Origin of the sequence: Achromobacter animicus (genome assembly GCF_902859585.1) — a bacterium.
GTDB lineage: Bacteria > Pseudomonadota > Gammaproteobacteria > Burkholderiales > Burkholderiaceae_B > Achromobacter > Achromobacter animicus.
In genome coordinates this window covers 1-26,889 of the sequence record NZ_CADIJM010000022.1, presented here as the reverse complement: position 1 = coordinate 26,889, position 26,889 = coordinate 1, and the positions used below count along the sequence as shown (strand labels likewise).

Annotated in this window: 19 protein-coding genes, 1 tRNA gene, 1 other RNA gene and 1 pseudogene; 7 read left to right on the top strand and 15 right to left on the bottom strand. The window is 66.3% G+C overall.

What is annotated here, in order from left to right:
• Positions 1–53: 53 nt before the first annotated feature.
• Together carB and carA are read right to left on the bottom strand one after the other, a co-directional pair.
• Positions 54–3,293 (bottom strand): carbamoyl-phosphate synthase large subunit, encoded by a 3,240-nt coding sequence (gene carB, locus HV681_RS26260; RefSeq protein WP_175126039.1) that lies wholly within the window; start codon positions 3,291–3,293, stop codon positions 54–56.
• A 10-nt stretch (positions 3,294–3,303) separates the two neighbouring features.
• Positions 3,304–4,458 (bottom strand): glutamine-hydrolyzing carbamoyl-phosphate synthase small subunit, encoded by a 1,155-nt coding sequence (gene carA, locus HV681_RS26255; protein WP_056570759.1) that lies wholly within the window; start codon positions 4,456–4,458, stop codon positions 3,304–3,306.
• A 235-nt stretch (positions 4,459–4,693) separates the two neighbouring features.
• Between carA and tal the strand changes: the two genes are divergently transcribed.
• Positions 4,694–5,647 (top strand): transaldolase, encoded by a 954-nt coding sequence (tal, locus tag HV681_RS26250; protein WP_175126038.1) that lies wholly within the window; start codon positions 4,694–4,696, stop codon positions 5,645–5,647.
• 38 nt (positions 5,648–5,685) lie between these two features.
• Here tal and HV681_RS26245 read toward each other — a convergent pair whose 3' ends face one another.
• Entirely contained in the window at positions 5,686–6,213 is a 528-nt protein-coding gene (locus tag HV681_RS26245; protein ID WP_175126037.1) for a carboxymuconolactone decarboxylase family protein, read from the bottom strand.
• A 97-nt stretch (positions 6,214–6,310) separates the two neighbouring features.
• Here HV681_RS26245 and HV681_RS26240 point away from each other — a divergent pair, with 97 nt between their 5' ends.
• The 4 genes from HV681_RS26240 to HV681_RS26225 all read left to right on the top strand — a co-directional run bounded on the left by HV681_RS26240 (position 6,311) and on the right by HV681_RS26225 (position 10,174).
• A complete protein-coding gene (locus HV681_RS26240; protein ID WP_175126036.1) occupies positions 6,311–8,500 on the top strand; it encodes an ATP-binding protein in 2,190 nt (729 codons plus the stop codon).
• 25 nt (positions 8,501–8,525) lie between these two features.
• Entirely contained in the window at positions 8,526–8,882 is a 357-nt protein-coding gene (locus HV681_RS26235; protein WP_224776719.1) for a response regulator, read from the top strand.
• A gap of 10 nt (positions 8,883–8,892) precedes the next feature.
• The gene (locus HV681_RS26230) at positions 8,893–9,525 is read left to right on the top strand and encodes a hypothetical protein (RefSeq protein WP_175126034.1); all 633 of its coding nucleotides are present in this window, start codon (positions 8,893–8,895) and stop codon (positions 9,523–9,525) included.
• A 73-nt stretch (positions 9,526–9,598) separates the two neighbouring features.
• Entirely contained in the window at positions 9,599–10,174 is a 576-nt protein-coding gene (locus tag HV681_RS26225) for a biliverdin-producing heme oxygenase (protein WP_175126033.1), read from the top strand.
• 25 nt (positions 10,175–10,199) lie between these two features.
• Here HV681_RS26225 and HV681_RS26220 read toward each other — a convergent pair whose 3' ends face one another.
• The 12 genes from HV681_RS26220 to HV681_RS26165 form a co-directional block, all read right to left on the bottom strand.
• Complete coding sequence (locus HV681_RS26220) at positions 10,200–10,994, bottom strand: ABC transporter permease (protein WP_175126032.1); 795 nt, start codon at positions 10,992–10,994, stop codon at positions 10,200–10,202.
• A 3-nt stretch (positions 10,995–10,997) separates the two neighbouring features.
• Positions 10,998–11,807 carry an ABC transporter ATP-binding protein gene (locus tag HV681_RS26215; RefSeq protein ID WP_056570777.1) on the bottom strand — a complete coding sequence of 270 codons (810 nt, stop codon included), beginning with the start codon at positions 11,805–11,807 and terminating at the stop codon, positions 10,998–11,000.
• Positions 11,800–12,840, bottom strand: a complete 1,041-nt coding sequence (locus tag HV681_RS26210) for an ABC transporter substrate-binding protein (protein WP_175126031.1) — start codon at positions 12,838–12,840, stop codon at positions 11,800–11,802. The genes HV681_RS26215 and HV681_RS26210 overlap by 8 nt, the downstream gene beginning before the upstream one ends.
• Positions 12,837–14,111 (bottom strand): CaiB/BaiF CoA transferase family protein, encoded by a 1,275-nt coding sequence (locus HV681_RS26205; RefSeq protein WP_175126030.1) that lies wholly within the window; start codon positions 14,109–14,111, stop codon positions 12,837–12,839. The genes HV681_RS26210 and HV681_RS26205 overlap by 4 nt, the downstream gene beginning before the upstream one ends.
• Before the next feature lie 67 nt (positions 14,112–14,178).
• A complete protein-coding gene (recR, locus tag HV681_RS26200) occupies positions 14,179–14,787 on the bottom strand; it encodes a recombination mediator RecR (protein WP_175126029.1) in 609 nt (202 codons plus the stop codon).
• Positions 14,788–14,808: 21 nt separating this feature from the next.
• On the bottom strand, positions 14,809–15,135 hold the full coding sequence (locus tag HV681_RS26195; RefSeq protein ID WP_056326789.1) for a YbaB/EbfC family nucleoid-associated protein: 327 nt from the start codon (positions 15,133–15,135) through the stop codon (positions 14,809–14,811).
• 44 nt (positions 15,136–15,179) lie between these two features.
• The gene (gene dnaX, locus HV681_RS26190; protein ID WP_175126028.1) at positions 15,180–17,582 is read right to left on the bottom strand and encodes a DNA polymerase III subunit gamma/tau; all 2,403 of its coding nucleotides are present in this window, start codon (positions 17,580–17,582) and stop codon (positions 15,180–15,182) included.
• Positions 17,583–17,733: 151 nt separating this feature from the next.
• An RNA gene (gene ffs / locus HV681_RS26185) (signal recognition particle sRNA small type) lies at positions 17,734–17,831 on the bottom strand.
• A 267-nt stretch (positions 17,832–18,098) separates the two neighbouring features.
• Positions 18,099–21,557: a UvrD-helicase domain-containing protein gene (locus HV681_RS26180; RefSeq protein ID WP_175126027.1), complete on the bottom strand. Its 3,459-nt coding sequence runs from the start codon at positions 21,555–21,557 to the stop codon at positions 18,099–18,101.
• Positions 21,558–21,559: 2 nt separating this feature from the next.
• Complete coding sequence (locus tag HV681_RS26175; RefSeq protein ID WP_437340403.1) at positions 21,560–24,229, bottom strand: PD-(D/E)XK nuclease family protein; 2,670 nt, start codon at positions 24,227–24,229, stop codon at positions 21,560–21,562.
• 124 nt (positions 24,230–24,353) lie between these two features.
• Positions 24,354–24,512 (bottom strand): hypothetical protein, encoded by a 159-nt coding sequence (locus HV681_RS26170; RefSeq protein ID WP_175126025.1) that lies wholly within the window; start codon positions 24,510–24,512, stop codon positions 24,354–24,356.
• Between the two features lie 23 nt (positions 24,513–24,535).
• Complete coding sequence (locus HV681_RS26165) at positions 24,536–25,741, bottom strand: MFS transporter (protein ID WP_175126024.1); 1,206 nt, start codon at positions 25,739–25,741, stop codon at positions 24,536–24,538.
• A gap of 350 nt (positions 25,742–26,091) precedes the next feature.
• On the opposite strand from HV681_RS26165, the gene HV681_RS26160 reads away from it, so the two are divergent.
• Both HV681_RS26160 and HV681_RS27755 read left to right on the top strand, forming a co-directional pair.
• Positions 26,092–26,166: transfer RNA gene (locus HV681_RS26160), tRNA-Arg, on the top strand.
• A gap of 310 nt (positions 26,167–26,476) precedes the next feature.
• Positions 26,477–26,889 (top strand): annotated as a pseudogene (locus HV681_RS27755) (D-alanyl-D-alanine carboxypeptidase); the annotation flags it as partial.

The following is a 26,889-nucleotide window of genomic DNA, read 5'->3' as shown; positions in this document are numbered from 1 at the left end:
CGTTGCAAAAAATTAGGGCACGCTTTCGCGTGCCCTAATTGTGATCTGCCGGCTTACTTCTGCAGGGAAGCGTGAAGCTCTTGCAGCGGGTAGACCTGCAGGCCGAGGCCCTGGCGCAGATACTGCATGCCTTCGACCGCGGCGCGGGCGCCTGCGATGGTCGTGAAGAAGGTCACGCGGGCGGCCAGCGCCTGGGTGCGGATGGTGCGCGAGTCGGCGATGGCGTTGCGGCGCTCTTCGACGGTGTTGATGACCAGCGAGATTTCGCCGTTCTTGACCATGTCGACGATGTGCGGGCGGCCTTCGTTGACCTTGTTGACCACCTGCACCGGGATGCCGGCCGCTTCGATCTCGGCGGCCGTGCCGCGCGTGGCGACCAGCTTGAAGCCCAGGGTGTGCAGGCCGCGAGCCACTTCAACGGCGCGGGCCTTGTCCTGGTTCTTGACGCTGATGAACACCGTGCCGGACTCCGGCAGGCGCACGCTGGCGGCAAGCTGCGACTTCACGAAGGCTTCGCCGAAGCTCATGCCCACGCCCATCACTTCGCCGGTCGACTTCATTTCCGGCCCGAGGATGGTGTCCACGCCCGGGAACTTCACGAATGGGAACACGGCTTCCTTGACCGAGAAGTAAGGCGGCACGACTTCCTTCGTGATGCCTTGCGCGGCCAGGGTCTGGCCGGCCATGGCGCGCGCGGCGATCTTGGCAAGCTGCAAACCGGTGGCCTTGGAGACGTAAGGCACCGTGCGCGAGGCGCGCGGGTTCACTTCCAGCACGTAGACGTCGCCGCCCTGGATGGCGAACTGCACGTTCATCAGGCCGCTGACGTTCAGGGCCTTGGCCATCATCGTGGTCTGGCGCTTGATCTCGGCGATGACTTCCGCCGACAGCGAGTACGGCGGCAGGCTGCACGCCGAGTCGCCCGAGTGCACGCCGGCCTGCTCGATGTGTTCCATGACGCCGCCGATGAAGACGGTTTCGCCGTCGGCCAGGCAGTCCACGTCGACTTCGGTGGCGTTGTTCAGGAAGCGGTCGAGCAGCACGGGCGAGTCATTGCTGACCTTCACGGCTTCGCGCATGTAGCGCTCGAGGTCCTGCTGCTCGTGCACGATTTCCATCGCGCGGCCGCCCAGCACGTAGCTGGGACGCACGACCAGCGGATAACCGATTTCGGTGGCGTGGGCCAGGGCCTCGCCTTCGGTGCGCGCGGTGCGGTTGGGCGGCTGACGCAGGCCGAGCTTGTTGAGCAGCTTCTGGAAGCGCTCGCGGTCTTCGGCGACGTCGATGGATTCGGGGCTGGTGCCGATGATGGGCACGCCGTTGGCTTCCAGGGCGCGCGCCAGCTTCAGCGGGGTCTGGCCGCCGTACTGGACGATCATGCCGACCGGGTTTTCCTTGTGGACGATTTCCAGCACGTCTTCGAGCGTCAGCGGCTCGAAGTACAGACGGTCGGAGGTGTCGTAGTCGGTGGACACGGTTTCCGGATTGCAGTTGACCATGATGGTCTCGTACCCGTCGTCGCGCAGCGCCAGCGCGGCATGCACGCAGCAGTAGTCGAATTCAATGCCCTGGCCGATCCGGTTCGGGCCGCCGCCCAGCACCACGATCTTCTTGCGATCGGTGGGGGCGGATTCGCACTCTTCCTCGTACGTGGAGTACATGTAGGCGGTGCGGGTGGCGAATTCGGCGGCGCAGGTGTCGACGCGCTTGTAGACCGGACGCACGTTGAGCTGGTGGCGCAGCTTGCGCACTTCGGATTCCGAGGAATCCAGCAGGAACGCGAGGCGGCGGTCGGAGAAACCGCGGCGCTTCAGTTCGAACAGCGTGGCGTAGTCCAGGTCGGCCAGCGTCTTTTGCTCGAGCGCCAGCTCGATGTCGACGATTTCCTTGATCTGCGAAAGGAACCACGGGTCGATGTGCGTGATGTTGTGCACTTCGTCCAGCGTGAAGCCTTGCGCGAAGGCGTCGCCCACGTACCAGATGCGTTCCGGACCGGGCTCGCCCAGTTCGACCTGCAGCTTTTCGCGGTCGGTGGTCTTCTGGTTCAGGCCGTCGACGCCCACTTCCAGGCCACGCAGCGCCTTCTGGAACGATTCCTGGAAGGTGCGGCCGATGGCCATGACTTCACCCACGGACTTCATCTGGGTGGTCAGGCGCGCGTCGGCGGTGGGGAATTTTTCAAATGCGAAACGCGGCACCTTGGTGACCACGTAGTCGATCGTGGGTTCGAACGAAGCCGGCGTGGCGCCGCCGGTGATCTCGTTGCGCAGCTCGTCAAGCGTGTAGCCGACGGCCAGGCGCGCGGCGACCTTGGCGATGGGGAAACCGGTGGCCTTGGAGGCCAGCGCCGACGAACGCGACACGCGCGGGTTCATCTCGATGACGATCATGCGGCCGTTCTTGGGATTGACGGCGAACTGCACGTTCGAGCCGCCCGTATCCACGCCGATCTCGCGCAATACCGCGATCGATGCGTTACGCATGATCTGGTATTCCTTGTCGGTCAGCGTCTGGGCCGGCGCGACGGTGATGGAGTCGCCCGTGTGGACGCCCATCGGATCCAGGTTTTCGATGGAGCAGACGATGATGCAGTTGTCCGCCTTGTCGCGGACCACTTCCATCTCGAATTCCTTCCAGCCGAGCAGCGACTCTTCGATCAGGAGCTCGCTGGTGGGCGAGGCTTCCAGGCCGCGGCGGCAGATGGTTTCGAATTCTTCGGCGTTGTAGGCAATGCCGCCGCCCGAACCGCCCATCGTGAAGCTGGGGCGGATGACCGCGGGGAAACCGGAGGTGCCGACTTCGGCCGCGATGCGGCGCTGCACTTCCCAGGCTTCGTCCATGCTGTGGGCGACGCCCGATTTGGCCGATTCCAGGCCGATGTCGGTCATGGCCTGTTTGAACTTCTGGCGGTCTTCGGCCTTTTCGATGGCGTGCTCGTTGGCGCCGATGAGTTCCACGTTGTGCTTCTTGAGCACGCCATGGTGGGCCAGGTCCAGCGCGCAATTCAGCGCGGTCTGGCCGCCCATCGTGGGCAGGAGCGCATCGGGCTTTTCACGCTCGATGATTTTTTCGACGGCTTGCCAGGTGATGGGCTCGATGTAGGTGACGTCGGCCGTTTCCGGGTCCGTCATGATCGTGGCCGGGTTGCTGTTCACCAGGATGGTGCGGTAGCCCTCGGCCTTGAGCGCCTTGCAAGCTTGCGCGCCGGAGTAGTCGAATTCGCAGGCCTGCCCGATGATGATGGGGCCGGCGCCGATGATGAGAATGCTTTTTAGGTCTGTACGCTTGGGCATGATGCAGTCTTTACTTTTGGCCGGACATCAGGCTGATGAACTTGTCGAACAGCTCGAGGATGTCGTGCGGACCCGGGCTGGCTTCGGGGTGACCCTGGAAGCAGAAGGCCGGGCGGTCGGTGAGTTCGAAGCCTTGCAGCGTGCCGTCGAACAGCGAGACGTGCGTCACGCGCGCGTTGGCGGGCAGGCTGGCAGCGTCGACACCGAAACCGTGGTTCTGGCTGGTGATGAACACGCGCTTGGACGCGAGGTCCTGCACCGGATGGTTGGCGCCGTGATGGCCGGTCTTCATCTTGACGGTCTTGCCGCCCACCGCCAGGCCCATGATCTGGTGGCCCAGGCAAATGCCGAACACCGGCAGCTTCTTGTCCAGGAAGGCGCGGGTGGCGTCGATGGCGTAGTCGCAGGGCTCGGGGTCGCCGGGGCCGTTGGACAGGAACACGCCGTCGGGATTGAGCTTGAAGACGTCTTCGGCGGTGGTCTGGGCCGGCACCAGCGTGATGCGGCAGCCACGGTCGGCCAGGAGACGCAGGATGTTGCTCTTCACGCCGTAGTCGTAGGCGACCACGTGGAACTTGGACTGGTCGGGCGACGTGAACCCGCCTTCGAGCTGCCAGGTGCCTTCGGTCCAGCCGGTGCTTTCCTTGATGGACACGACCTTGGCCAGATCCTGGCCGGCCATGCCGGGAAAGCCGCGGGCGAGTTCAACGGCGCGCTCGGCGTCGGAACCCACGAAGATGCACGCGCCCTGGGCGCCCTTTTCGCGCAGAATGCGCGTGAGCTTGCGGGTGTCGATGCCGGAAATGGCAACGATGCCCTGCTCGGTCAGGTAGTCGGGCAAGGATTGCGTGGAACGGAAGTTCGACACGCGGGCGGGGCAGTCGCGTACCACCAGGCCGGCGGCATAGACGCGATTGGATTCCACGTCTTCGGCGTTGACGCCGGTGTTGCCGATGTGCGGATAGGTCAGCGTGACGATCTGACCGCTATAGCTGGGATCGGTGAGAATTTCCTGGTACCCGGTCATCGCGGTGTTGAACACCACTTCGGCAACGGTATGGCCAGGCGCACCGATCGACACGCCTCGAAAAATGGTACCGTCCGCCAGAGCCAGAATTGCAGGAGGGAAGCGGTTGATCCCCTCGGGAAAGAGTTGCGGCAGCACAGTAAACCCCGGTTTTAGAATCGATAATCAAACCTTCGGATTATACCTCGAGCGGCCGTTTTTCCCGGAGAACCGCGCCAAATAAGGCCGAAACCGGGTTTTTCGGCCGTTTTGCCGCGCCGTTGCGCGGCCTGCAATCAGCGCCCCTCGCCCTTGCGGCGGACTGCGGCCTGGCAGCGTCGGTGATACGCTAGCAGCACCTTCAACCCTAGCCAGCTGCGAGTCGTATAAGTCCATGCCCAGCCAACTTGACGCCCTGCGTGACCACACCACCGTTGTTGCCGACACCGGCGATTTCGAAGCCATGAAGGCGTTGCGTCCCACGGACGCGACCACCAACCCGTCCCTGATTCTGAAGGCTGTCCAGCAGGACGCCTACCGCCCGCTGCTGGAAAAGACCGCGCGCGAACACCGCGGCGCCTCGACCGCCGAACTCATGGATCGCCTGCTGGTCGCCTTCGGCCGCGCGATTCTGGACATCGTGCCGGGCCGCGTGTCGACCGAAGTGGACGCCCGCCTGTCCTTTGACACCCGCGCCACCATCGAACGCGCCCGCGGCCTGATCGCCCTGTACGAAGCCGCCGGCATCCCGCGCGAACGCGTGCTGATCAAGATTGCGTCCACCTGGGAAGGCATCCAGGCCGCCCGCGTGTTGCAGTCCGAGGGTGTCCGCTGCAACCTGACCCTGCTTTTCTCGCTGCCCCAGGCGGTCGCCTGCGCCGATGCGCATGTTCAGCTCATTTCACCTTTCGTCGGCCGCATCTACGACTGGCACAAGAAAACGGCCGGCGCGAACTGGGTCGAAGACGACAACACGAGCGCGCGTGACCCGGGCGTTCAGTCCGTCACCAATATCTACCGCTACTACAAGCACTTTGAAATCCCGACCGAGATCATGGGCGCGAGCTTCCGCAACGTGGGTCAGATCCTTGCGTTGTCCGGCTGCGACCTGCTGACGATCAGTCCGGACCTGCTGAACAAGCTGGCCGCCACCGAAGGCGACGCGCCCGCCCAGCTTCGCGCTGACGATGCGCGCGGCGACATTGCGCGCATCGGCGCTGACGAAGTGACGTTCCGTACGCTGCTCAATGACGATGCGATGGCCAGCGAAAAACTGTCCGAGGGGATCCGCCTGTTCGTGGCCGACGCCATCAAGCTGGACGCCCTGATCGACGCGCAGCGAGGCTGAGTCAGTGCGGCGCGCGGTTGCTGTCCGCGCGCCCTTGCCTAGCGGTGATCGTGAGAGTGCACCTGCAGCGCTTCCAGGAACCGCGATACCATGTTGTACGCGGCGACTGTCGCCGTCAGCTCGACCACCAGCTTTTCCGACCCCATGGCCGCCCGGACGGCGTCGAACACCGCCTCGGGAACCTGCACGTGACGCGTCATGGCGTCCGTGTAGGCCAGCACCGCCCGTTCGCGTTCGCTGAACAGATCCGAGGTTTCCCACGCATCCAGCGCGTCCAGCTGCGCCTGGGATACGCCTTCCTTCAACGCGATCGGCGCATGCTGGTCGGCCTCGTAGGGCGCACCGTTGATGGCCGCCACCCGCATGATGACGAGCTCGCGCAGATCGCCCGGCAACGTGCTGAGCTGCCGGATCGACGTCAGGTAATTCAGCCAGCCGCCGGCCACCGCGGGACTATGCAGCAGCATCTGATACAGATGCAACACACTGCCCCGCTGCGCGACAATGCTTTCCACCAGGGGCCGTGCTTCGGGATGAGTCAGATCAGCGTAGGGCAAACGGGCCATGCGAACTCCGGAAGGTAGGGGGCAGCAAATGCACACATTCTCACAATATCTTTGACATAATGGCAACACACTTGCGCGTCCACGGTATCTCACTCGCATGAATGCGCCCACCGAATCCTACCCCCAACTCACTCTCGCCAATTGCGACAGCGAACCGATACACATACCGGGCGCCATCCAGCCGCTGGGGGCCCTGCTCGCGTTCGATCCCGACGGCACGCTGCGTTACGCCAGCGAGAATGCCGCCCAGTTGCTCGACACCTGCCTGACGCTGGACCAGCCTTGCGCGCCTGAGGCATTGCCGCCGGGCCTTGCGTACTGCCTGTCCACTTGGCTCGGCAACCCCGACCCCATTTTCGATCCGCTGACCATCACGCTGGATCGCGCCACCTATGACGTGATCGGCCATCGCAATGTCGATGGACTGACGATTGTCGAACTCGAGCGCCGGGCCGACGGCGTCGGCATTGCCGCGCCCGAGCGTATCTACCGCAGCATCGAGCGCGTGCGCCGGCAGCGTGACATTCCCGCGCTCCTGGACAGCATGGTGCGCGAAGTGCAGCGCGCCACGGGCTTTGACCGGGTGATGGCGTATCGCTTCCATCCCGACGACAGCGGCGAGATCGTGGCTGAACAGCGACGCGCCGACCTGGACGACTGGGTGGGCCGCCGCTATCCCGCCGGCGACATTCCGGCGCAGGCGCGCCGGCTCTATACGGTAAACACCCTGCGCCTGATCGCCGATGCGACCTACCACCCGGTGCGCGTGCTGAGCGCCCCTTCGCCGGATCCCCAACCGCTGGACTTGAGCTTCTCGGTCTTGCGCAGCGTGTCGCCCGTCCACCTGGAATACATGGCAAACATGGGGGTACGGGCGTCAATGAGCCTGTCGCTGGTGATCGGCGGCCGCCTGTGGGGCATGATCGCCTGCCACCATCACACGCCGCGGGCCGTGCCCTACCCCGCCCGCCTGGCGTGCGAGGCGATGGCGCAGGTCGTTGCGGCCACGGTATCCGGCATCGAAGCCAATGAGCGGGCCGAGCAATCCCGCCAGAACGCCGCGCTGGTCAGCAAGCTTGTCGAGCGCGTGTCGGCCTCTGAAAACGTGCATCAGGCGCTGTCGCAGGACGGTGAGACGCCGGCGTCGCTGGTCCCGAACGATGCCGCGCTGTGCCTCTGGAGCAACAGCGTCACGGTGTTTGGCGGCATTGCGCCGCGCGGCGAACTGGCGGGCATCCTGAACGCGCTGGACCAGAGCGGACAGCGCGTGGTGCACACCACCAACATCGCGCGCGACTACCCCGAATTGCAGACCGAAATCGTCCCGTACGCGGGCCTGCTCGCGTGCAAGTTCGACCCCATGAACAATGGCTGGCTGGTCTGGCTGCGCAAGGAGCAGATCGAGACCCTCGTGTGGGGCGGCAAGCCGGAAAAGCAGTACGCGGTCGGCAGCCTCGGCCCGCGGCTGACGCCGCGCGGCTCGTTCGAAGCCTGGCGCGAGGTCGTACGCGGGGTTTGTCTTCCCTGGCTGCCTGCGGAGCTTGAGGCCGTGGACAATCTGCGCGACGAGCTCTCGCACATTTCGACCAGCCGTGCCGCCGACGTGGACCGCGCCCGCACCGCGCTGCTGGCCATGCTGGGCCACGACCTGCGCGACCCGCTGCAATCCATTTCCATGGCCGCGACCCTGCTGTCCCGCACCGATACCGGCGCGCGCATGGGCGAGCGCATCCGCTATTCCAGCGGCCGGATGCAGCGCCTGATATCGCAGGTGCTGGACCTGTCGCGCCTGCAAGGCGGCCTGGGGCTGGGCATTGAAAAGCGGCTGTGCGACCTGTCGGCATTGGTGAACGGCCTGATCGAGGAAAAGCGCCAGGCCTATCCCGGCTTGCGCATCGAACCCGACGTGCCGGACGGCCTGACGCTCATGGCCGATACCGACCGTATCGCGCAGGTGGTGACCAATCTGATGGGCAACGCGCGCCAGCACGGCGCGCCCCGCCAGCCCATCATGGTGACCGCCGCAAAAACCGATGACGGCATTACGCTCAGCGTCATCAACCATGGCGGCCCGATCGCCGAAGACGTGCTCGCGCACCTGTTCTCGCCCTTCAAGCCGGAATCGGTGGGCCAGTCGCGCAACCGCTCCGGCCTGGGCCTGGGCCTGTACATTGCCGAGCAGGTCGTGCGCGACCACGGCGGCGACATTGCCGTCCAATGCCGCGACGGGCTCGTCATCTTCACGGTCACGCTGCCCCACGCCATGCCTGAAGCAACCCCCTCTTGAACCTGGGAGACATAACTTGAACGAAGTGCGCGCCATGCGGGTCCTGCTGGTGGACGACAACGAAATGGGATCGGAACTGCTGGCCGAGTTCCTGGCGCTTTCAAACCTGGAGACGCGGTGCGCCGCCACCGGGGCCGAAGCCCTGGAGCTGGTCAACACGTTCGCGCCGGATGCCGTGCTGCTGGACATCCTGCTGCCCGACATGGACGGCTACGAGCTGGCCAAGCGCCTGCGCGAACGCGCCAACCCGCCGCGCATCTATGCGCTGAGCGGCCTCGCGCGGCACGAACGACGCGATGCCATCAACGGCATCTTCACTGGATGGATCGAAAAGCCGGCGGACCCCGACGCGCTCCTGGCCATTCTGCACGAGGCCAACTGACGGTTCTTTCATGATGCAATCCGACACCCTTGGCCTGCTGGCCGCAAAGGGCGTGCAGCTCAAGGTGCTCAGCCAGATCTTCCCCGTGCTGCGCCATGAAGTGCTGGGCCCGCTGTCCAGCGCCTCGCTCGCGGCCGCCATGCTGCGTCAGGCTCCTGAAGGCACCACCGGCGAAGCCGTCCAGCAGCGCTGCGAACGGCTTGCCGGCGACCTTTCCGACATGCTCGACGAAAGCGTGGGCGTGGTGCGCGAGCTGGACGGCTGGCTGAGCGATGGCGGCGCCATGACGTCCAGCGGCGACCTGCTGCACGACTGCCGCAAGCTGATGTTCTCGCACCTGCTGCTGGCGAGTCACGGCATCCGCTGGCCCGAGCAGGTGGCGCACGCCGATGTGCAGTTGTTCAGCACACGATATCTGGTCCTGGCATGGCTGTTGTGCCTGTTGCCGCTGGTGCCCGCGGGTGCTCAGCTCGAAGTGGACGCATCTGAGCCCGGCGTGTGGCGTGCCCGCGTGCCCGAAGGCGTACCGGCCTCGGACAAGCCGCCGGCTTTTGACCCGCAGGAAATCGAGCTGCTTGCGTCCGCTTCGGGCTGGCGGCTGGAGCGCCAGGATCGCTGCTGGTCGCTGCATCTGCCGGCGTAACCCGTCGCCGTATTAGCACCAGTTCGATGTCGCCGGTTCAACCGTCCCACCAACCCTTCACGTCACGAGCCCCATGATTTCTCCCGTCCATCAGGTGCTGCGCGATGGCACCCGCGAACGTCACGAAACGCTGGACCAGGGTCTGGCGCTGGCCGAAGATCATCTCGACCGCGGCCACTATCTGGCCTACCTGCGCGCGCTGCTGGGATGGCTGGAACCGTTGGAGCAACGGCTCTGGCAACTGGACTGGCCGGCATCCCTGCGCGCCCCTGAGCGGGCCGGCAAGACCGCCTGGCTGCATGAAGACCTGAAGGCAGCGGGCGATCCCGCGCCTGTCGTGCATTGCGCGCAGCCGCTACAGGTGGCGGCGCCCGACGCCTACGCACTGGGCGTCGCGTACGTTGTCGAAGGGTCGCAGTTGGGCGGCCGGTTCCTGGCCAAGCGCCTGCAGGCGGTGGCGCCCGACTTGCCCCAGCGCTACTTGCGCGGGTATGGCGAGCAGGTGGGACCGTTGTGGAAGGAATTTCTGCTGCACCTGGACAGCGAGGCCGGCGCGTTGGGCCGCGAGGAACAGGCGCTGCAAGGCGCACTCGACGCCTTCGACAGCCTGACCGCCTGGCTGCGCAGCCAGGGCGCGCTGCGGGCCTGAGCCCGGCAGCGCGACCCAAGGCGGATCACAGCTTTTCGGTTTCGCCCGACTTGGGCTGCCACTTCATCAAGCGCTTCTCGCCGACTCCGACAATTGTGTCCAGGATCAGCGCAAAGGCAGTCAGCACGATGATGCCGGCAAACACGGTGTTCACGTCGAACGTGCCTTCGGCCTGCAGGATCAGGTAGCCTACGCCGCTTGCCGACCCCAGGTATTCGCCGACGACCGCGCCCACGAACGCCAGACCCACCGAGGTGTGCAGGCTGGAGAACACCCAGCTCGTGGCCGACGGCAGGTACACGTGACGCAGCAACTGGCGCTTGCGTGCGCCCAGCATGCGGGCGTTGTCCAGCAAGGTCGGGCTGACTTCGCGCACGCCCTGGTAGACGTTGAAGAACACGATGAAGAACACCAGCGTCACGGCCAGCGCCACCTTGGACCAGATGCCCAGGCCAAACCACATGCCGAAGATGGGCGCCAGGATGACGCGCGGCATCGAGTTGGCTGCCTTGATGTAGGGGTCCAGGATTGCGCTGGCGCGCGGCGACAGCCCGAGCCACAAGCCGAAGGCCAGGCCCGCGATCGTGCCGATGAAGAACGCCAGCACGGTCTCGGTCAGCGTCACGGCCAAGTGGTTGTAGATGTCGGCGTTGGTGACGAACCACGCCCAGATGCGCCCCCACACCTTCAGCGGTTCGCCGAAGAAGAAGGCGACCTTCGGATCGCGCGACGCAAAATGCCAGACGGCCAGGATGATGACGAGCAGCAGCAATTGCCAGACGCGCAGGCTGCCGGAACCGGATTTATTCAGTTTGGGCATGGCTCAGGCTCGCTTCTGTTGGGCATAGCCCTTGAGCACTTCCTCGCGCAGCACGCCCCAGATGGCGGCATGCAGCTCGACGAAACGCGGGTCGATGCGCACTTCGGCCACGTCGCGGGGACGCGGCAGATCGATGGCAAATTCTCCGATGGGATGGGTGCCCGGACCGGCGGACAGCACGATCACGCGGTCGCTCATGGCGATGGCTTCGTCCAGGTCATGCGTGATGAACAGCACCGCCTTGCGCTTGGCCATCCACAAGTCCAGGACCTCGTTCTCCATGAGCTGGCGCGTCTGGATGTCCAACGCCGAGAACGGTTCGTCCATGAGGATGATGTCGGGGTCGCGGATCAGCGTCTGCGCCAGCATGGCGCGCTTGCGCATGCCGCCCGACATCTGGTGCGGATAGCGGCCCTCGAAACCGCCCAGGCCGACGCGGCGCATCCATTCGCGTCCGCGGTCCAGCGCCTCGGCGCGGGGCACGTTGGCGAACTCCAGGCCGGCAATGACGTTGTCCAGCGCGCTGCGCCAGGGGAGAAGCGCCTCGCCCTGGAACATGTAGCCCGCACGTTCGTTGATGCCAACCAGCGGCTGGCCAAAGACCTTCACCTGCCCCGACGACGGCGCCAACAGGCCGGCGCTGACGTTGAGCAACGTGGACTTGCCGCAACCGGTCGGGCCCACCACGGACACGAACTCACCCGGCGCGATGGCCAGGGTCGTGTCGCTGACCGCGGTGTAGCGCTGCGACCGGTCGTCACGCGAGACAAAGGTGCAACTTATGTTTTCCAGCGACAGCGCGGCTTCAGCCATTGGCATACTTCTCGTTGGCGCGGCGCGCGAAATCGTTGGTCCACACCTTCGACGGGTCGACCTTCGAGCCGTTGAAGTCAGCCTGGTAGGCGGCCAGCGCCTTGAGCGCGGTGGCCGCGCCGTCTTCGGGGATCATGCCATCCGGCGACAGGCCTTCCATGCTCTTGCCGAGCGCGGCCTTGTAGATGGCCGGATCGCCCAGCAGGTAGGTTTCGGGCACGACCTTGGCGATTTCCTCGGGGCCAGCCTTCTGAATCCACTTGTCGGCGCGCACGATGGCGTTGGTCAGCGCCTGGACGGTGTTGGGATTGGCGTCGATGAACGTCTGCGGCGCATACAGGCAGCCGGCGGGCATGTTGCCGCCGAAGATTTCCTGCGTGTCCTTGAGCGTGCGCGTGTCGACGATGATCTGGATGTCGCCGGGCATTTCCAGCATCGAGACCACCGGGTCCGTGTTGGAGATGGCGTCGATCTGGCCGCTGCGCACGGCAGTCACCGCGCCCGCGCCAGCGCCCACGCCGATGAAGGACACGTCAGAGGCCTTCAGGCCGTGCTTGGCAAGGAAGAAGCTGACCACCATGTTGGTGGACGAGCCCGGCGCGGTCACGCCGATCTTCTTGCCTTTCAGGTCAGCCGCGCCCTTGTAGCCCGGGATGTTTTTCTTGGAGACGCCCACGCCGATCATCGGCGCGCGGCCTTGCAGCACGAAGGCGCGATAGGCCTGACCCTTGGAGTGCATGGACAGCGTGTGCTCGAAGGCGCCCGAGACCACGTCGGCGCTGCCGCCCACCACGGCCTGCAGGGCCTTGGAGCCACCGGCAAAGTCCGCGATGCTGACGTCCAGCCCTTCGTCCTTGAAGTAACCGCGCACCTCGGCGATCGTCAGCGGGAGGTAATAGATCAGCGGCTTGCCGCCGACTGCGATCTGGACCTTGGTCTTTTCAAGCTTCTGCGCGCGCACGATGGCAGGGGCCATGGTCATGACGCCGGCAGCGCCGGCGATCTTGAGCAGTTCACGGCGGGTGACTGTCATTGCTTTGTCTCCTGGTTGTCGGATATTCCGATAGCGCCGGTCTTCGCCAGCTTGTCGATAGCCGCTGAATCATACCCCAGCGATTTCAGGACTTCCTCGGTATGTTCCCCTAATTTCGGGCCCACCCAGCGCGTCTGGCCAGGTGTTTCGGATAGCTTGGGAACCACGCCCGGCAGCTTGACGGGACTGCCGTCCGCCAGGCGATGCTGTTCGATCATGCGGCGCGCAAGGAACTGCGGATCGCTGAACATGTCGGCCACGCTGTAGATCTTGCCGACCGGCACGTCGGCGCGCTTCAGGGCTTCGAGCGCCGCTTCGATACCGCGTCCGTCGCACCATTGCTGGATGGCGCCGTCGATCTCTTGAACGCGCCGCGCGCGGCCGTCGTTGCGCACCAGATCCGGATCCTCGGCCAAATCGTCACGGCCGATGGCCCGCATCAGACGATGAAAAATCGCGTCGCCGTTGCCGGCGATGACGATGTTCTGGCCGTCGCGCGTGGTGTAGGTATTCGAGGGCACGATGCCCGGCAGCGCGCCGCCGGTGCGCTCGCGCACCACGCCAGCCACGTCGTACTCGGGGACCAGGCTCTCCATCATGTTGAAGACGGCTTCGTACAGCGCCACGTCAACCATCTGGCCCTGCCCTGCCTGGCATTCGTCGCCCGTCTTGCCGTTCCAGCGGCCGCCGGTGGCGTCGCGATGGCGCAGCGCCATCATCGCGCCGATCACGCCGTGCAGCGCCGCGATGGAGTCACCGATGGAGATGCCGACCCGCAGCGGCGGGCGGTCGGGGTGGCCCGACACGTAACGCAGGCCGCCCATGGATTCACCGATGGCGCCAAAGCCGGGCTGATCCTTCATGGGGCCCGTCTGGCCGTAGCCGGACAGGCGGACCATGATGAGCGCGGGATTGATGGCGCGCAGCTGCTCAAAGCCGAGCCCCCACTTTTCCAGGACGCCGGGGCGGTAGTTCTCGACCACCACATCGGCGTCCAGCGCCAGCTTGCGGGCGATCTCTTGCGCACGCGGGTCCTTCAAATTGAGCGCGATGGATTGCTTGTTGCGGGCCTGCACCGTCCACCACAGGGAATTGCCCTCGTGCAGATGGCGCCAACTGCGGATGGGATCGCCGCCGCCCGTGCCGTCCGGCCCGTGCGGGGTCTCCACCTTGATGACGTCGGCGCCGAATTCGCCGAAGATGCGCGCGGCGAATGGGCCGGCGATGAGCGTGCCGAGTTCCAGGACCTTCAGTCCGGTCAGCGCTGACATGGATTGTCTTCCTCACATTGATTGCCCGGCCGATACGTTGCCGGCGGGCGTTCTGGTACCGCGAGCGTCAGGTGGTCTTGCGCTCCATCAGCGCCCAGGCGATGGTGCCGGCGTCGACGTATTCGAGCTCGCTGCCGGCAGGCACGCCGCGCGCCAGGCGCGTGACCCGCAGGCCGCGCTCGCCCAGGGCCTCGCCCAGGAAATGCGCGGTGGTCTCGCCTTCGGCCGTGAAGTTGGTGGCCAGGATGACTTCCTGCACCACCCCATCCGTCGCGCGCTTGATCACGCGCTCGAAATCCAGTTCACGCGGGCCGATGCCTTCCAGCGGCGCGACCCGGCCCATGAGCACGTAATACAGGCCACGGTAACCGTGGCTGGACTCGATCATGTTCTGGTCGGCCGGCGTTTCGACGATGCACAGCAGCGAGGGATCGCGCTTGACATTGGAGCAGGTGGCGCAGACCTCGTCTTCGGAGAAACTGTTGCAGCGCGCGCAGTGCTTCAGATCCCGCACCGCGCCGGCAAGCGCCCGCCCCAGCAGATCCGCACCCTGCGGATCATGCTGCAACAGGTGATACGCCATGCGTCTGGCCGATCGCACGCCCACGCCGGGCAGGCGCCGCAGCGCTTCGATCAGCGAGACCAGCGGCTCAGGTTCGGGCAGTAAGGGATCCATTGCAACCTACGGCAGCGGCAATCAGAACGGCAGCTTCATGCCCGGGGGCAGCGGCATGCCGGCGGTGACGGACGCCATCTTTTCCTGCGAGGTGGCTTCAGCCTTGCGCAGCGCGTCGTTGAACGCGGCGGCGACCAGGTCTTCCAGCATGTCCTTGTCGTCGGCCAGCAGCGACGGGTCGATCTCGACGCGCTTGACGTCGTGGCGGCAGGTCATGGTGACCTTCACCAGGCCGCCGCCCGAGGCGCCTTCGACCTGGATGTCGGCCAGCGCGTCCTGCGCCTTCTTCATGTTTTCCTGCATCTGCTGCGCTTGGCGCATCAGGCCGGCGAGTTGTCCTTTCATCATGATGGGAGCTTCCTTGAACGAGGGGAATGAGGTTGGCCGCCGCGTCAGGCGGCGGCCGCTGAATCAACGTGGCGGATCGAGCCAGCAACGACGTGGCCGCCGAAATCCGACAGCAGCGCTTGCACGAAGGGATCGTCGGCGACGGCGTTTTCGGCCGCGAGCTGGCGCGCCGCGCTCTCGGCCTGCGCCACGGCATACGCCGTGGCGTCACCGGTGACGCCGACCTGCACGTCCAGCCGGATGCCCTGCCCGAAATGTTCGCACAGGACGGTCTGGAGGCGCACGCGGCTTTCGCTTTCGGCCAGGGTCTTGACGGCCACGCGCAGGATGATGGCATCGCCCTGCACGCCGGCCCATTCGCTCTGGCGAGCCAGTTCCGATGCCAGGCCCGTCACGGGCAGGCGCGCGGCCAGCTCGGGCCAGGACGCCGAGTCCATGTCCGTCAGGCGAGGCGCACGCGACTGGCGCTTGCGCGCGGGCGCGGGGCCATCGCGGCGAGCGGCCGGCGGTGCAGGCGCCGGGGCGGGTGACGTGGCCAGCGTTTCGAAATCGTCATCCGGATCGGACGTGAAACCGCTGTCGGGCATGAACCCGCCTTCGGCTTCAAAGGGGATTTCTTCGTCGACCCAGGACGGCGGGCCGTCGGTGTCGCCCATTGCCGGGGCGGACGCGGATGCCGGGGCGATCGCTGCGGCGGCCGGTGTCACGGCCAGGGCAGCGGCGCCTTGCGGTTTGGCGGACGGGGCGTGAGGCGCTGCGGCGTCGGGAGGCGAGGTGTCGGCGGTTGAGGTGTCGGCGGTTGATGGGTCAGGCGTCGATGCGTCGGCGGCCGTTACGGCGCGCGCCGCAGTGTTGCTCGTCGGTGCATTGGACGTCGCTGCGCCCGCGTCTGCATTCGTGGCGTCCGGCGGCAGGTCTTCCCAGGGGGGGACGCTGCTGCTGTCTGCGGATTGAGGGACGGGCGCGGCTGGCGATTGCGGCGATGCGACGGCGGCGGGCTGCGCGGGCGCGGCAGCGACGGCGGCGGGAGATTCCGACGGAGCGTCAACGGACGCGGACGCTGCTGCGGACGCGGACTCTGATGCGGATGCCGGCGCCTCGTTGCGCGACGCATTGTCGTCGGCGGCGTTGCTCGCCGAGGCATTGACGGCCTCGGCATGGTTGACCGATGCGCCTGACACTGGCGGAGCGACCGCACCGGCGTCGGGCGCAGACGCGGCAGGCTGACTCGCGCCCGAAGGCGCTGCGGCGGCGGTGACAGCGGCACCAACCGCAGCGGCGGCCGGCGCAGCGATGGCGGCAGCGGGTTCCGCCGACTGACGCGCAGGCGCGGCGGGCGCTTCCAGCGCGGTCTGCGGGCCGGCGTCGCCATTGAGCGCCAGCATGCGCAGGCACGCCATGATGAAGCCCGCGTATTCGTCGGGCGCCAGCGTCAGTTCGCCGCGGCTATGGACGGCGACGGAGTAGAACAGTTGCACGGCATCCGGATGCAGGGCCTGAGCAAGCCGGGCGATGTCGCCGGCCAGCGGATCTTCGGCGGCGGTCACGCCGGTCACGCGCTGCTCGATCGCCACGCGCGAGAGCAGCACGGCCAGGTCGGCCAGCGCACCGGCATACGACAGTCCGCGAATCGCAAGTTCGTCGGCCACGGCCAGCACGCCCTTGGCATCGCCCGAAGACAGGGCGTCCAGCAGGCGCACGAGATGGCGTTGGTCGATGGTGCCGAGCATGCCGCGCACGGCATCTTCGGTTAGGTTGCCCGCGCTGTAGGCGATGGCCTGGTCGGTGAGCGACAGGGCGTCGCGCATCGAGCCCGACGCCGCCTGCCCGATCAGCCGCAGGGCCGGGATTTCAAAGCCGACGTCTTCCTGGCCGAGCACGGCCTGCAGATGGCCAACGATAGAGTCGGCCGGCATCTGCTTCAAATTGAATTGCAGGCAGCGCGACAAAACCGTCACCGGGATCTTTTGCGGATCGGTGGTGGCCAGGATGAATTTGACGTGCGGCGGCGGCTCTTCCAGCGTCTTGAGCATGGCGTTGAACGCGTGCCCGGTCAGCATGTGGACTTCGTCGATCATGTAGACCTTGAAGCGTCCCGCGCCCGGTGCGTAAACCGCCTGCTCCAGAAGCTGCGTCATTTCCTCGACGCCGCGGTTGGAGGCAGCGTCCAGCTCAAGGTAGTCGACAAAGCGGCCCGCATCGATCTCGGTGCAGGCGCGGCAGACGCCACAGGGCTTTGAGGTGATGCCGGTTTCGCAGTTGAGCGATTTGGCCAGGATGCGCGAGAGCGTGGTCTTGCCGACGCCCCGGGTGCCGGTGAACAGCCAGGCGTGATGCAGGCGTTGCGTGTCGAGCGCATGCGTGAGCGCGCGCACCACGTGATCCTGTCCCACCAGGGTATCGAACGATCGCGGCCGCCACTTGCGGGCCAATACCAGATAAGTCATGGCTGGATTGTAGAGCCTGATTGTTGAACCCGTTGATCGAGCGGGCTGGAATGCAAAGGGGACGGGCTTATTCCCGTGGAACGAATCCTTGGAAAATAACCCCGTCCCCTGTGAAAGCGAAGTAGCAAACGCTACAGCTTTGAAGAATCCGGTTGGCGAGCCTTACTCCGGCACTGACCCTAAACGACTATGGCTGCTTCGTTCCCGACCTGACCAGGTTCACCGTCGAACCATGCGAAGGGGCCCGCCAGCCGAGATTCTAGCAGAGCTGCGCTTCGCGCGCTCGCTAGCCTCTCGGCTGGCGGGCCCCGGGGGGCAATATGTGGGCCCCCTCCCCGGCCCTCCCCCCGAGGGGGAGGGGGTGGGGGTCTTGCTTCGCTTGCCCCCCTTCGGCTCGCTTCGCTTTGCCTTGCTTTGCCTTGGGTGCTGCGCTTTCTTTGTTTGGGGGGCGTTGCTTCGCTTGCCCCCCCTTTGGCTCGCTTCGCTTTGCCTTGCTTGCTTGGGTTTCGCTTCGCTTTATTCCATCAAATCTATCCACGCCTTTGCGCGGGGGAAGTACAGGGCGGCTCGGGCGCTGCGGCCGTCTAGGGCTGTGACTTGGGTGCAGTAGCGCTGCAACTGTTCACCGTGGCGTTGGCGCATTCGGGTGGCGAAAGCGGGTGCGGATTCGCCTGGGTGAGGTCTGCCCGTCTTGTAATCGACGATCAGCCAGCCGTCTTCGGTGCTTAGGGCCAGGTCGATAACCGACACTTTGCCTGCCGCGTCGATGAGGGGCCACTCTCGACGGGCGCCTGACTGGGATAGGAGCCATAGGCCGCGTTCGTCTGCCAGGGTGGCTTGCAGGGTCTCCAGGACGGCTTCGGCGGCTGCGTCGGCTTGGCTGGCGGGGATGCCTGCTCGAGTCAACTGACGGCGCATGGCAGGTAGGCGGGGGGTTAGCGCTTCGGGGGGCCACGCGTGTATGCCGTCCTGGCCGATGCGGGCCAGCCATGCGTGGGCCAAGGTGCCGATGGCGGCGTCGTAGCCGGCTTCCAGTTGCCACGCGGGATGTTCGGCGGCTTCGCCCCATGCGCCTCGGGTGGCCGTGGCGAAGCCGGCGCTCATGGTGATGTTCGATTGGCGTTGCAGCTGCGCGAGGCCCACGCTGTCGATGCGGCGCAGGGGTTCGCCTTGCCATTCGGGGGCGTCGCCCTCCTCTTGGACCGGCTCGCCGTTGAGCGATGGCGGGACGGGTGGCGTCAGGCAGGGCCACAGGCGGCCCAGCAGGCTGGCTGCGGGTGGGGTCTTGGTCTGGCCGGTGGCTTCGTCGATCGATACGTGACCGACCAGGTGCAGGCGCTTGCGGGCTCTTGTGGCGGCGACGTAGAGGAGGCGGTCGATTTCGTAGGAGGCGCGGCGGGCTTCGCGGGCGCCCAGGTAGCGGGAGACGGGGTCTGCCTCGGTTTCGGCGCGGGGTTTGACCGGACCGAAGAGGACGCGGCCGCCGCTTTGTTCGAAGCGCACCAACGGGGCCTGATCGCCGCGCGGCGCGCGGTGCAGGCCGTACAGGATCACGGTTTCGAACTGCAGGCCCTTGGACTTGTGCATGGTCATGATTTCGACCGCGCCTTCGTCTTCGTCCGCGGCGTCGGGGGCCGCGAAGAGGCGGGAGATGCCGGCGTCCAGTGCAGCCACGTCAATGCTGCCGTGGGGGGCAAGGCGTTCGACCAGTTGGAACAGGCTTTCTGCGTCGTTGGCGACGGACAGGCCGGCGTACAGGCCCGGTCCGCCCAGCCGGCGCCACAGCGATTCCACCCATGCTGCGAACGGCATTGCGCCGGAGGCGTTGCGCTTGTCCAGCAGCACGGATGCGACCTGGCGCAGGCGTGCGAACTCGTTGGCGCTGAGCACGCTTTGCGCGGACGGCGCTTCGGGTTCGGGTGCCGGCGCATCAAAGAGCGACGCTTGCGGGTCTGCCGACGCAGCGGCCGTTGCCGTGGCGGCGGGTTGCGGCGCAATGCGCAAGGCGCGTTCCAGCAGCACAGGTATCGGCGTGATGTGGTCGTCGCCAAACAGGCGCTGCAGCGACGTAAGCGTCAGGCCGCAATAGGGCGCGCGCAGCACGGACAGCCAGGCGAGGCGGTCGGCGGGATGCGACAGCGCGCGCACGAGCTGGACCAGGTCGGCCACGACAGGGCGCAGCGCCAGCGGCACGAGGTCGACCGCGCGGGAACGGATGCCTTCCTGCGCCAGCCGGCGCGTGAGATTGCCGAGGTGGCTGCGGGCGCGCACCAGGATGGCGACGGGGTGCTTGGCGCCCTTGTGGTCGGTGAGGGCCTGGCGCACCAGTCCCACCGCGATGTCTTCGGCCTGTTCTTCGGCGGGCGGCGCGCCCTCGCGTGACCAGGCCGGGTGAAAGCGCACGGCGGGGTCGGGCAAGGCCGGATGAAAGGCTGTGGACGGGCTGTAGGCGATGGCGCCTGCCGCGGCGTCGCTGCGGCGGGGCAGCAGGTCGACGAACGACTGGTTCACCCAGTCCACGATGCCGGCTTGCGACCGGAAGTTGTCCGTGAGGTTCAGGAAGTCTGGTTTGACCTCTCCCACGCCGACGTCGGCCACTTCCAGGAACAGGCCGACCTCCGCCTTGCGGAAGCGGTAGATCGACTGCATGGGGTCGCCCACCAGGAACAGGCTGCGGCCGTCGCCAGACTGCCAGCCTGCCGTGAGCGTGCGCAGCAGGTCCAGCTGCGTCTGGCTGGTGTCCTGGAATTCGTCGATGAGCAGATGGCGGATCGAGGCGTCCAGCTTGAGCAGCAGTTCGCCGGGATCGTCGGCGCTGCCCAATGCGGCGGCAGCGCGCTGGGCGATTTCGATGAAGTCCACCTCGCCCTTGTCGGCGAAGCGCAGGCGCAACTGCGCGACGGCGAGCGCGAGCGTCATGAGCTGCGCGCCCAGCACTTCCCATTGCGCATCGGTGAAATGCGGCGCGGGGATATCGCGGACGGCGTGCAGGCGCCGGACCCACGCGCCTTGCGCGTCGGCGCCTTCAAGCCAGGCGACGAAAGGTTCCTTGTGCGCGCATTTGGCCGGGAACCCCAGATTCTTGTTGACCGTCTTGCGCAAGGAGCCGGTGCCGGTCAGCAGCAGATGCGCGACGGCGCGCCAGGCGTCCAGCAGTTCGGCATCGGGCTGCAGTTCGTCAGTCCAATCCAGCAAAGCGGCCAGCTTGTTTTCGCCTTCGCCGTCCTGCAGGTTGGCCGCGGCAAGCCGCGCCGGGCCGCTAAGCGACTCGCACCAGCCGTAGGGCATGGCGGCGCACAGGGCATCGAGGTCTTCGCCAATGGCTTCGGCCAACGTGGCCTCCATGGCCTCGCGGTCGGAGCCATGGCGCAAGAGCGGCAGCCATTGATCGCGCTGGCCCAGCATGTCGGCGATCGCGTCCTTGGCGGCCTGCACGTCGACGTCGAGGTGACGCAGCAGGATGCGCACGGCCTCGTAGTCGTCGGCGAGATCCAGTGTGGCGCGCGCCGCGGCCTCGTAGTGCGAACGCGCATCGTCCGTGATGTCCGGCATGCCGCCCAGCTCGGACAGCCACGGCATGCTGCGCACCAGCCCCGCGCAGAACGAGTCGATGGTGCGGATGGCAAGACGCGCGGGATGCTCGAGCAGATGCCAGCCTTGTTCGGCATTGCGATCGAGCGCCGCGCGAGCGAGGTCCCAGCTGCGGCGTTCGTGCGCGGCTTCGGGCGGCGCGTCCAGGCCACGGCGAAGCTTGCTCAGCACGCGGGCATGCATCTCGGAGGCTGCCTTGCGCGTGAACGTGATGGCGACGATTTCTTCGGGCCGGTTCACCGTAGCCAGCAAGGCCAGGATGCGGTCGGTCAGGAGTTCGGTCTTGCCCGACCCCGCAGGCGCCTGGACCAGAAAGGAGCGCGCGGGATCGAGCGCTGCGGCGCGCGCGGCGTGGTCATGCGGAAGGCGATCTTGTTCGGCCATGGTCATGCGTCCTCGTCGTCCAGATGCAAGCGCAGGAACGGCAAGGCATCGCAGTATTTCAGATCGTCGCGCCGGTACGCGACGTTGGCCGCATAGCCGGCGACATATTCGTCGGCCAGCGACTCGATAGCCACGCGCCAGCGTTGACGGATTTCGGGCCAGGACAGGCCTTCGAAGAATTTGCTTTCGCTGGCCAGCGTGACGCCCGGCATGCCCAGGTCTTCGTCGGCCAAGCCTTGTGCGGCGACCTGCCGCGCGTGGATCTGCGCGAGCACCAGGCCCGCCGCTTCACCGCCGGCGGCGTCGGCCAGCACGGACGCATAGAACGGCAACTGCACGTTCACGGGACGACTGCGCGACCAGTCGGGCTCGGGCTTGGCCGCGGCCACGCCGGTTTTGTAGTCGACGATGACGTTGCGGCCATCGGGCAGGCTGTCGATGCGGTCCAGCCGCAGCTTCAGGTTGAGCGCGCCACGCTGCCACTGATGGTTCTTTTCAACTTGTGCGACCGCGAATGGCATGCGCTGCGCCTCGAGATCGAGCCACGACGCCAGCACGGCCTGGGCACGCTGGCATTCCAGCGCCCGCAGGGCCGGCGCGTACTCCTTGAGTTCTTCGTCAGCGGCCTGCGCCACGGCCTGCTCCAGCAGCGCCGGCAGGCGGCCCGCCGCAAGTTGTTCGTGCAGCGCATCCTGGTCGGGCATCATGCCCCACACGATTTCGAGCGCCTTGTGCAGGAACTGGCCACGCACGTTCACGGTGGCGGCGTCGGCATATGGCGCGAGCTCGCGCCCGCCGAGGCGATGGCGCACGAACGCCCACAGCGGATTGCGCGCCTGCGTGTCCAGCACATCCAGCCCGCCCCCGCCACGATTGCCGGCGGCCAGCGGCGGCCCTTGCGAATCGTCCAGCGATTCCTGCGGCAAGGCGGCCTGCGATTCGGCCAGGACCGGCGCCCAATCGGTGAGGGGAAGCGCGGCGATCAGCGGCGACGGGCGCAATTCGCGCTCGCCATCCATGTGCGCGTGGCTGACGATGATGCCGGGCGCACAGCGGCAGAGCGCGGCGTACATGCCTTCCGCCCATTCGCGTTCGCGCTCGGGCGTGGCGCGTGGCGCCCTGGCCTGACGCAATACGGCCAGGGGCAGCAGCGGGTTTGGCTTCGGCGATGCCGGCAATACGTCGTCCGTCAGGCCCAAGAGCCAGACACCATCCCAGTAGCCGCCTTCGGCTTCCAGCAAACCCAATACGTCCAACCGCGCGAGCGGGTCGCGCTGCGGCTGGAACGAGGATGAACGCGCCACGCTTTCCAGCAGGTTCACCGCCGCCAAGCCGCCCAGACGGCCCGCGGCCGGCGCCAGCGCCGAAAAGCTGCCGAGCGCATCGCCAAGCGCACCCATGACCTGATAACCGACGCTGTCCAGCGGCGCTTCGCCGGGGAAGCCCAGGGCCGTCAATGCGGCCTTCATGCGCAGCATCCAGACATCGCACGTAGCCTTGTTGCCGCCCTGCGTCCAGATCTCGGTAGCGTGGTTCCATGCCTGCGCCAACAACGGAATGTCCGCGAGCAGCTTGCGCCATTCCGGCAAGGCTACGTGCAGCTTGCCCTGGCGTCGCCAGCGCGCATCGATGGCCGCAAGACGCGCGCGGTCGCGCACGTCGCCGGCGCAATGCCCTGCAAGCAGCGCGGCGCCCAGCACGTCGACGCCACATCCCTTGCCGGGCGCGCATTCGGCCAAGGCCCGCAGCCACGCCAACGCCGCGCGCGCCATGGGCCATTCGTCGAGCGGACGGCCCACCGCCACGTTGAACGCAAACGCCGGCGCGCCGTCTCGCCCGGCCAGCGCCTGGCTGAGTACGCGGCGTGCAAATGGGGATTCGGCTTCAAGTTGCGGCGAGACGATGGCATAACGGCCGGCAGGGTTGGCCTTCAATTGGCTGGCGGCCCAGGCCGCGGCGGCGCGCCATTCAGCGCCTTGGTCTGCGGCTTCGAAGCGATGCGCCACCGCTTGCACGCGCTGCGTGTCGCGCCATTGCGCAACATCCGTGCCCTGCGCCTCGAACGCCAGCAGCAGGCGCTGAAAGCGCGGTGAGATGTCCGTGAATCCGGCAAGCACCAGTTGCCGCGGCGTGGCGAGGCGGCCGGCTTCAAGCGCGCGCAGCACGCGCGCATAGCCCTGGTTCGCGTCTTCGGCGTCGATGCCAGCAAGTGTCTGGCGGTAGCGTTCGCGCCATCGCGCAAAGCCGCGGTATTCGTCGGTATCCGCGCCGGAAGGCACCTGCAACGCCCATTCGTCCATGAGCAGGTCGGCATCCATCGACAGCCGGGCAGCCTGGCTGGCGTCCAGCAGGACGCGTTCGGCTTCTTCGATGCGGATGGCTTCGGTCCAGACGAGTTGCGTGGCGAAACTGTCGAGCCGGTAGGCAGGCACGTCTTCGTCGGATTCGAACGCGAGCTCGTTGGCGGATTCCGCAAGCCAGGCGGACAGCGGCAAGATGCGAGGCAATTCGCTGACCTGCCGCTCCTGGCGCAGCAATCCGGCGAGCTCGAGCGTAAGGCGGCGCGACAGGCGATTGTTCACCGTCAGCACAAGCGTGTCCGCCGCCGACAGACCAGCGATGTCTGGCAACGAGAGATCGGAGTAGGTGGGCGCTGCGTCCTGCATGGTCATCCAAGGGCGCGCGCGGCAGGCGCCACGCGAAGAAAAAGAGATGAAAAAGGCGGAGAAAAATCTCCGCCGTAGGATACCGCGAGCCGGCCGGCAAAATGCGCCGGTTGCGGTAAGCCGAGCCCTGTCAAAACCCGCAGAGTGCGGCCAGGTTTTCCCAGTGAATCTGCATCTCTGGCGTGGTGTACCCCCAGAATGCAAGCCCCAACACGGCAACCAACGCCAGCACGCCCACGGCGCGCCAGCCTTTGCGGCGCGGGGCTTCGGGGTTCGGGCTGGCGTTCATGGCGCGGTTCCGGGAGGTCGTGATCACGCCGTTGCGGGCTGAGCCGGCGTCACCGGCTGTTCACGCACGGGCAAGCACAGCAGCGCGGCGATGACCGCAAGCGCAACGCCCAGCCACCAGACCAGGTCATAGCTGCCGGTCTTGGCGTAGGCGTAGCCGCCCAGCCACACGCCGATGAAGCTGCCCAACTGATGGCCGAGGAACACGATGCCCGAGAGCGTGGCCGCATAGCGCAGGCCATAGATCTGACCGATGAGCCCCTGCGTCAACGGCACGGTGCCCAGCCAGAACAAACCCATCCACGCGGCAAATACGTACAACACCCATGGCGTCAGCGGCACCGAAAGCAGCAACAGGATGCCGAACGCCCGCATGAAGTACACCACCGCCAGCAGCCGCTTCTTGCTGTACTTGCCGCCGAGTTTGCCGGCGTAGAACGACCCCAGGACGTTGAAGAGGCCGATGAGCGCGATTGCGGTGGCGCCCTGCCCGGCCGTCAGCCCGCCGTCGGTCACATAGGCAGGCAAATGCAAGGTGATGAACGCGGTGTGGAAGCCGCAGACGAAGTAGCTCCAGAACAGGAAGTGGAACGACGGATGCCGCACGGCCTGCTTGATGGCGGTGGCCAGCGATTGCTGGGGACCCGTGTGCGCTTGCGGCCGGCCGCGCAGGAAATACGCAAGCGGTGCGGCACAAGCCACGAAGAGCGACAGCACCCACAGCGCGCCGGTCCAGTCCAGACCGCTGATGAGCAGTTGTCCGGTAGGCACCACGGCAAACTGCCCCAGCGAGCCGCCCGCGCTGGCAATGCCCATCGCCGTGCTGCGATAGGCGGGCGGCACGGAGCGCGCGACGACGGGCAGGATGACGGGGAACGTCGTGCCCGCCTGGCCCAGCCCGACCAGCACGCCGGCCGTCAGATAAAGCGTGGCCTCGTCGGTGGCAAAGCGCGTGCCGATGAGGCCCAGCATGTACAGCAGCGCGCCCAGGGCAATCGTGCGGCCGGAACCGTAGCGGTCGGCCAGCATGCCCATGAAGATACAGGCCACGCCCCACACCAGGTTCTGCAGGGCGAAGGCCATGGAGAACACTTCGCGGCTCCAGCCGTGCGTCAGGCCCATCGGCTGCATGAAAAGGCCGAAGGTGGCGCGCACCCCCATGGCAAGCAGCACGACCAGGGTGCCCAAGGCAATGGTGCGTGCGGAAATCGTATCGGTTTGGCTAGACATGAAACCCGTGTCTGGTTGTTTTTGGGTTTTCGCCCCCTCCTCGGGGCGGCCCCACGCGGCGGCGGGACTCAAACATCATATACAAGTCGGCAGGCGGGTCCGCGAATACCCGCGTTGGCACGACAAGCTTCGCGGACGAGACATTTGCGAGGCGCCATTCAAAGCCCAATGATTTGGGCGTTGCCCCGCCTGCTGATAGACTTGCGTCCTGCTTCGAGGCCCGCGTCCGCAGTGCTAAACTTCGGCTCGCAAGTTCCGCAGCAATTTCAAGGCCTTAGTGCAGTAGCGCGCCCATGCTGGCGCCCGTTTGCCGCCCTCAGTGGCGCAAGCGTCTCGCGCACCCCGCCCCGCTCGCCGTAGTTAAATGGATATAACCGGCCCCTCCTAAGGGTCAATTGGTGGTTCGATTCCACCCGGCGAGGCCACTCAAGCCTCGGCCTTGCGCGCCGTTCCTCCTCAAAAAAGTCCACCCATTCAGCCAGATGAGGGTTAATCCGGGCTACGCTCTTGCGCGCTGCGCGGTTAGCTTTGCGACTTCTGACATGTGACCAATTGCTGCTGCGTCAATATGTCACTGATATTTTTTTCGGTAAACGTCGCAAATCGCCTTGCGTGGCACTTGAAATTGCTGTTTAAATTCGACGCGTAAGCCCATAATTCATCTGGACTTTTCCTGATCCGACGAAACGCCGGCTTAAGAAATATTTGTTCACAGACCGACAAGCCTGCTCAACCATGGCCTTTTCCTGGAAACGTGCAATTGCGAAAGCCCTAGCGCCTGCCGCGCTGGCGGTGTGCGCGCTCCTGCCCCCTGCGGCACAAGCAGCCAAAAATTCCGATCCTTGCAAGACAAACGCCAAATCGGCGGCCTGCAAGGCGCAACAAGCAAAGAAGGCCCCCGCGCCCAAGGCGGGCTCGGGCAAGAGCGCCGCTGCCAAGCAGGCCGCGCCGTCCGCCAAGAAGGCGCCTCCCAAATCCTCTTCGGCCAAGAAGGCCCCGCCCAAGAGCGGCAAGCAGGTTGCCGCGAAAGGCACGCCGTCCAAGAAGGCGGGCGCGTCGGGTAAGAGCGGCAAGGGTGGCAAGGCGGACAAGGCCGCTCGCGGCCGGCGCGTTGCCGCAGCCGGCGCTGCCAGCGCCGCGATGCCGCC

Excerpts from the sequence above, each read along its gene's own strand:
- carB (WP_175126039.1), bottom strand. The coding sequence starts at position 3,293 with ATGCCCAAGCGTACAGACCTAAAAAGCATTCTCATCATCGGCGCCGGC.
- tal (WP_175126038.1), top strand. The coding sequence starts at position 4,694 with ATGCCCAGCCAACTTGACGCCCTGCGTGACCACACCACCGTTGTTGCC.
- HV681_RS26245 (WP_175126037.1), bottom strand. The coding sequence starts at position 6,213 with ATGGCCCGTTTGCCCTACGCTGATCTGACTCATCCCGAAGCACGGCCC.
- HV681_RS26240 (WP_175126036.1), top strand. The coding sequence starts at position 6,311 with ATGAATGCGCCCACCGAATCCTACCCCCAACTCACTCTCGCCAATTGC.
- HV681_RS26230 (WP_175126034.1), top strand. The coding sequence starts at position 8,893 with ATGATGCAATCCGACACCCTTGGCCTGCTGGCCGCAAAGGGCGTGCAG.
- HV681_RS26225 (WP_175126033.1), top strand. The coding sequence starts at position 9,599 with ATGATTTCTCCCGTCCATCAGGTGCTGCGCGATGGCACCCGCGAACGT.
- HV681_RS26220 (WP_175126032.1), bottom strand. The coding sequence starts at position 10,994 with ATGCCCAAACTGAATAAATCCGGTTCCGGCAGCCTGCGCGTCTGGCAA.
- HV681_RS26215 (WP_056570777.1), bottom strand. The coding sequence starts at position 11,807 with ATGGCTGAAGCCGCGCTGTCGCTGGAAAACATAAGTTGCACCTTTGTC.
- HV681_RS26210 (WP_175126031.1), bottom strand. The coding sequence starts at position 12,840 with ATGACAGTCACCCGCCGTGAACTGCTCAAGATCGCCGGCGCTGCCGGC.
- HV681_RS26205 (WP_175126030.1), bottom strand. The coding sequence starts at position 14,111 with ATGTCAGCGCTGACCGGACTGAAGGTCCTGGAACTCGGCACGCTCATC.
- recR (WP_175126029.1), bottom strand. The coding sequence starts at position 14,787 with ATGGATCCCTTACTGCCCGAACCTGAGCCGCTGGTCTCGCTGATCGAA.
- HV681_RS26195 (WP_056326789.1), bottom strand. The coding sequence starts at position 15,135 with ATGATGAAAGGACAACTCGCCGGCCTGATGCGCCAAGCGCAGCAGATG.
- dnaX (WP_175126028.1), bottom strand. The coding sequence starts at position 17,582 with ATGACTTATCTGGTATTGGCCCGCAAGTGGCGGCCGCGATCGTTCGAT.
- HV681_RS26180 (WP_175126027.1), bottom strand. The coding sequence starts at position 21,557 with ATGGCCGAACAAGATCGCCTTCCGCATGACCACGCCGCGCGCGCCGCA.
- HV681_RS26175 (WP_437340403.1), bottom strand. The coding sequence starts at position 24,229 with ATGACCATGCAGGACGCAGCGCCCACCTACTCCGATCTCTCGTTGCCA.
- HV681_RS26170 (WP_175126025.1), bottom strand. The coding sequence starts at position 24,512 with ATGAACGCCAGCCCGAACCCCGAAGCCCCGCGCCGCAAAGGCTGGCGC.
- HV681_RS26165 (WP_175126024.1), bottom strand. The coding sequence starts at position 25,741 with ATGTCTAGCCAAACCGATACGATTTCCGCACGCACCATTGCCTTGGGC.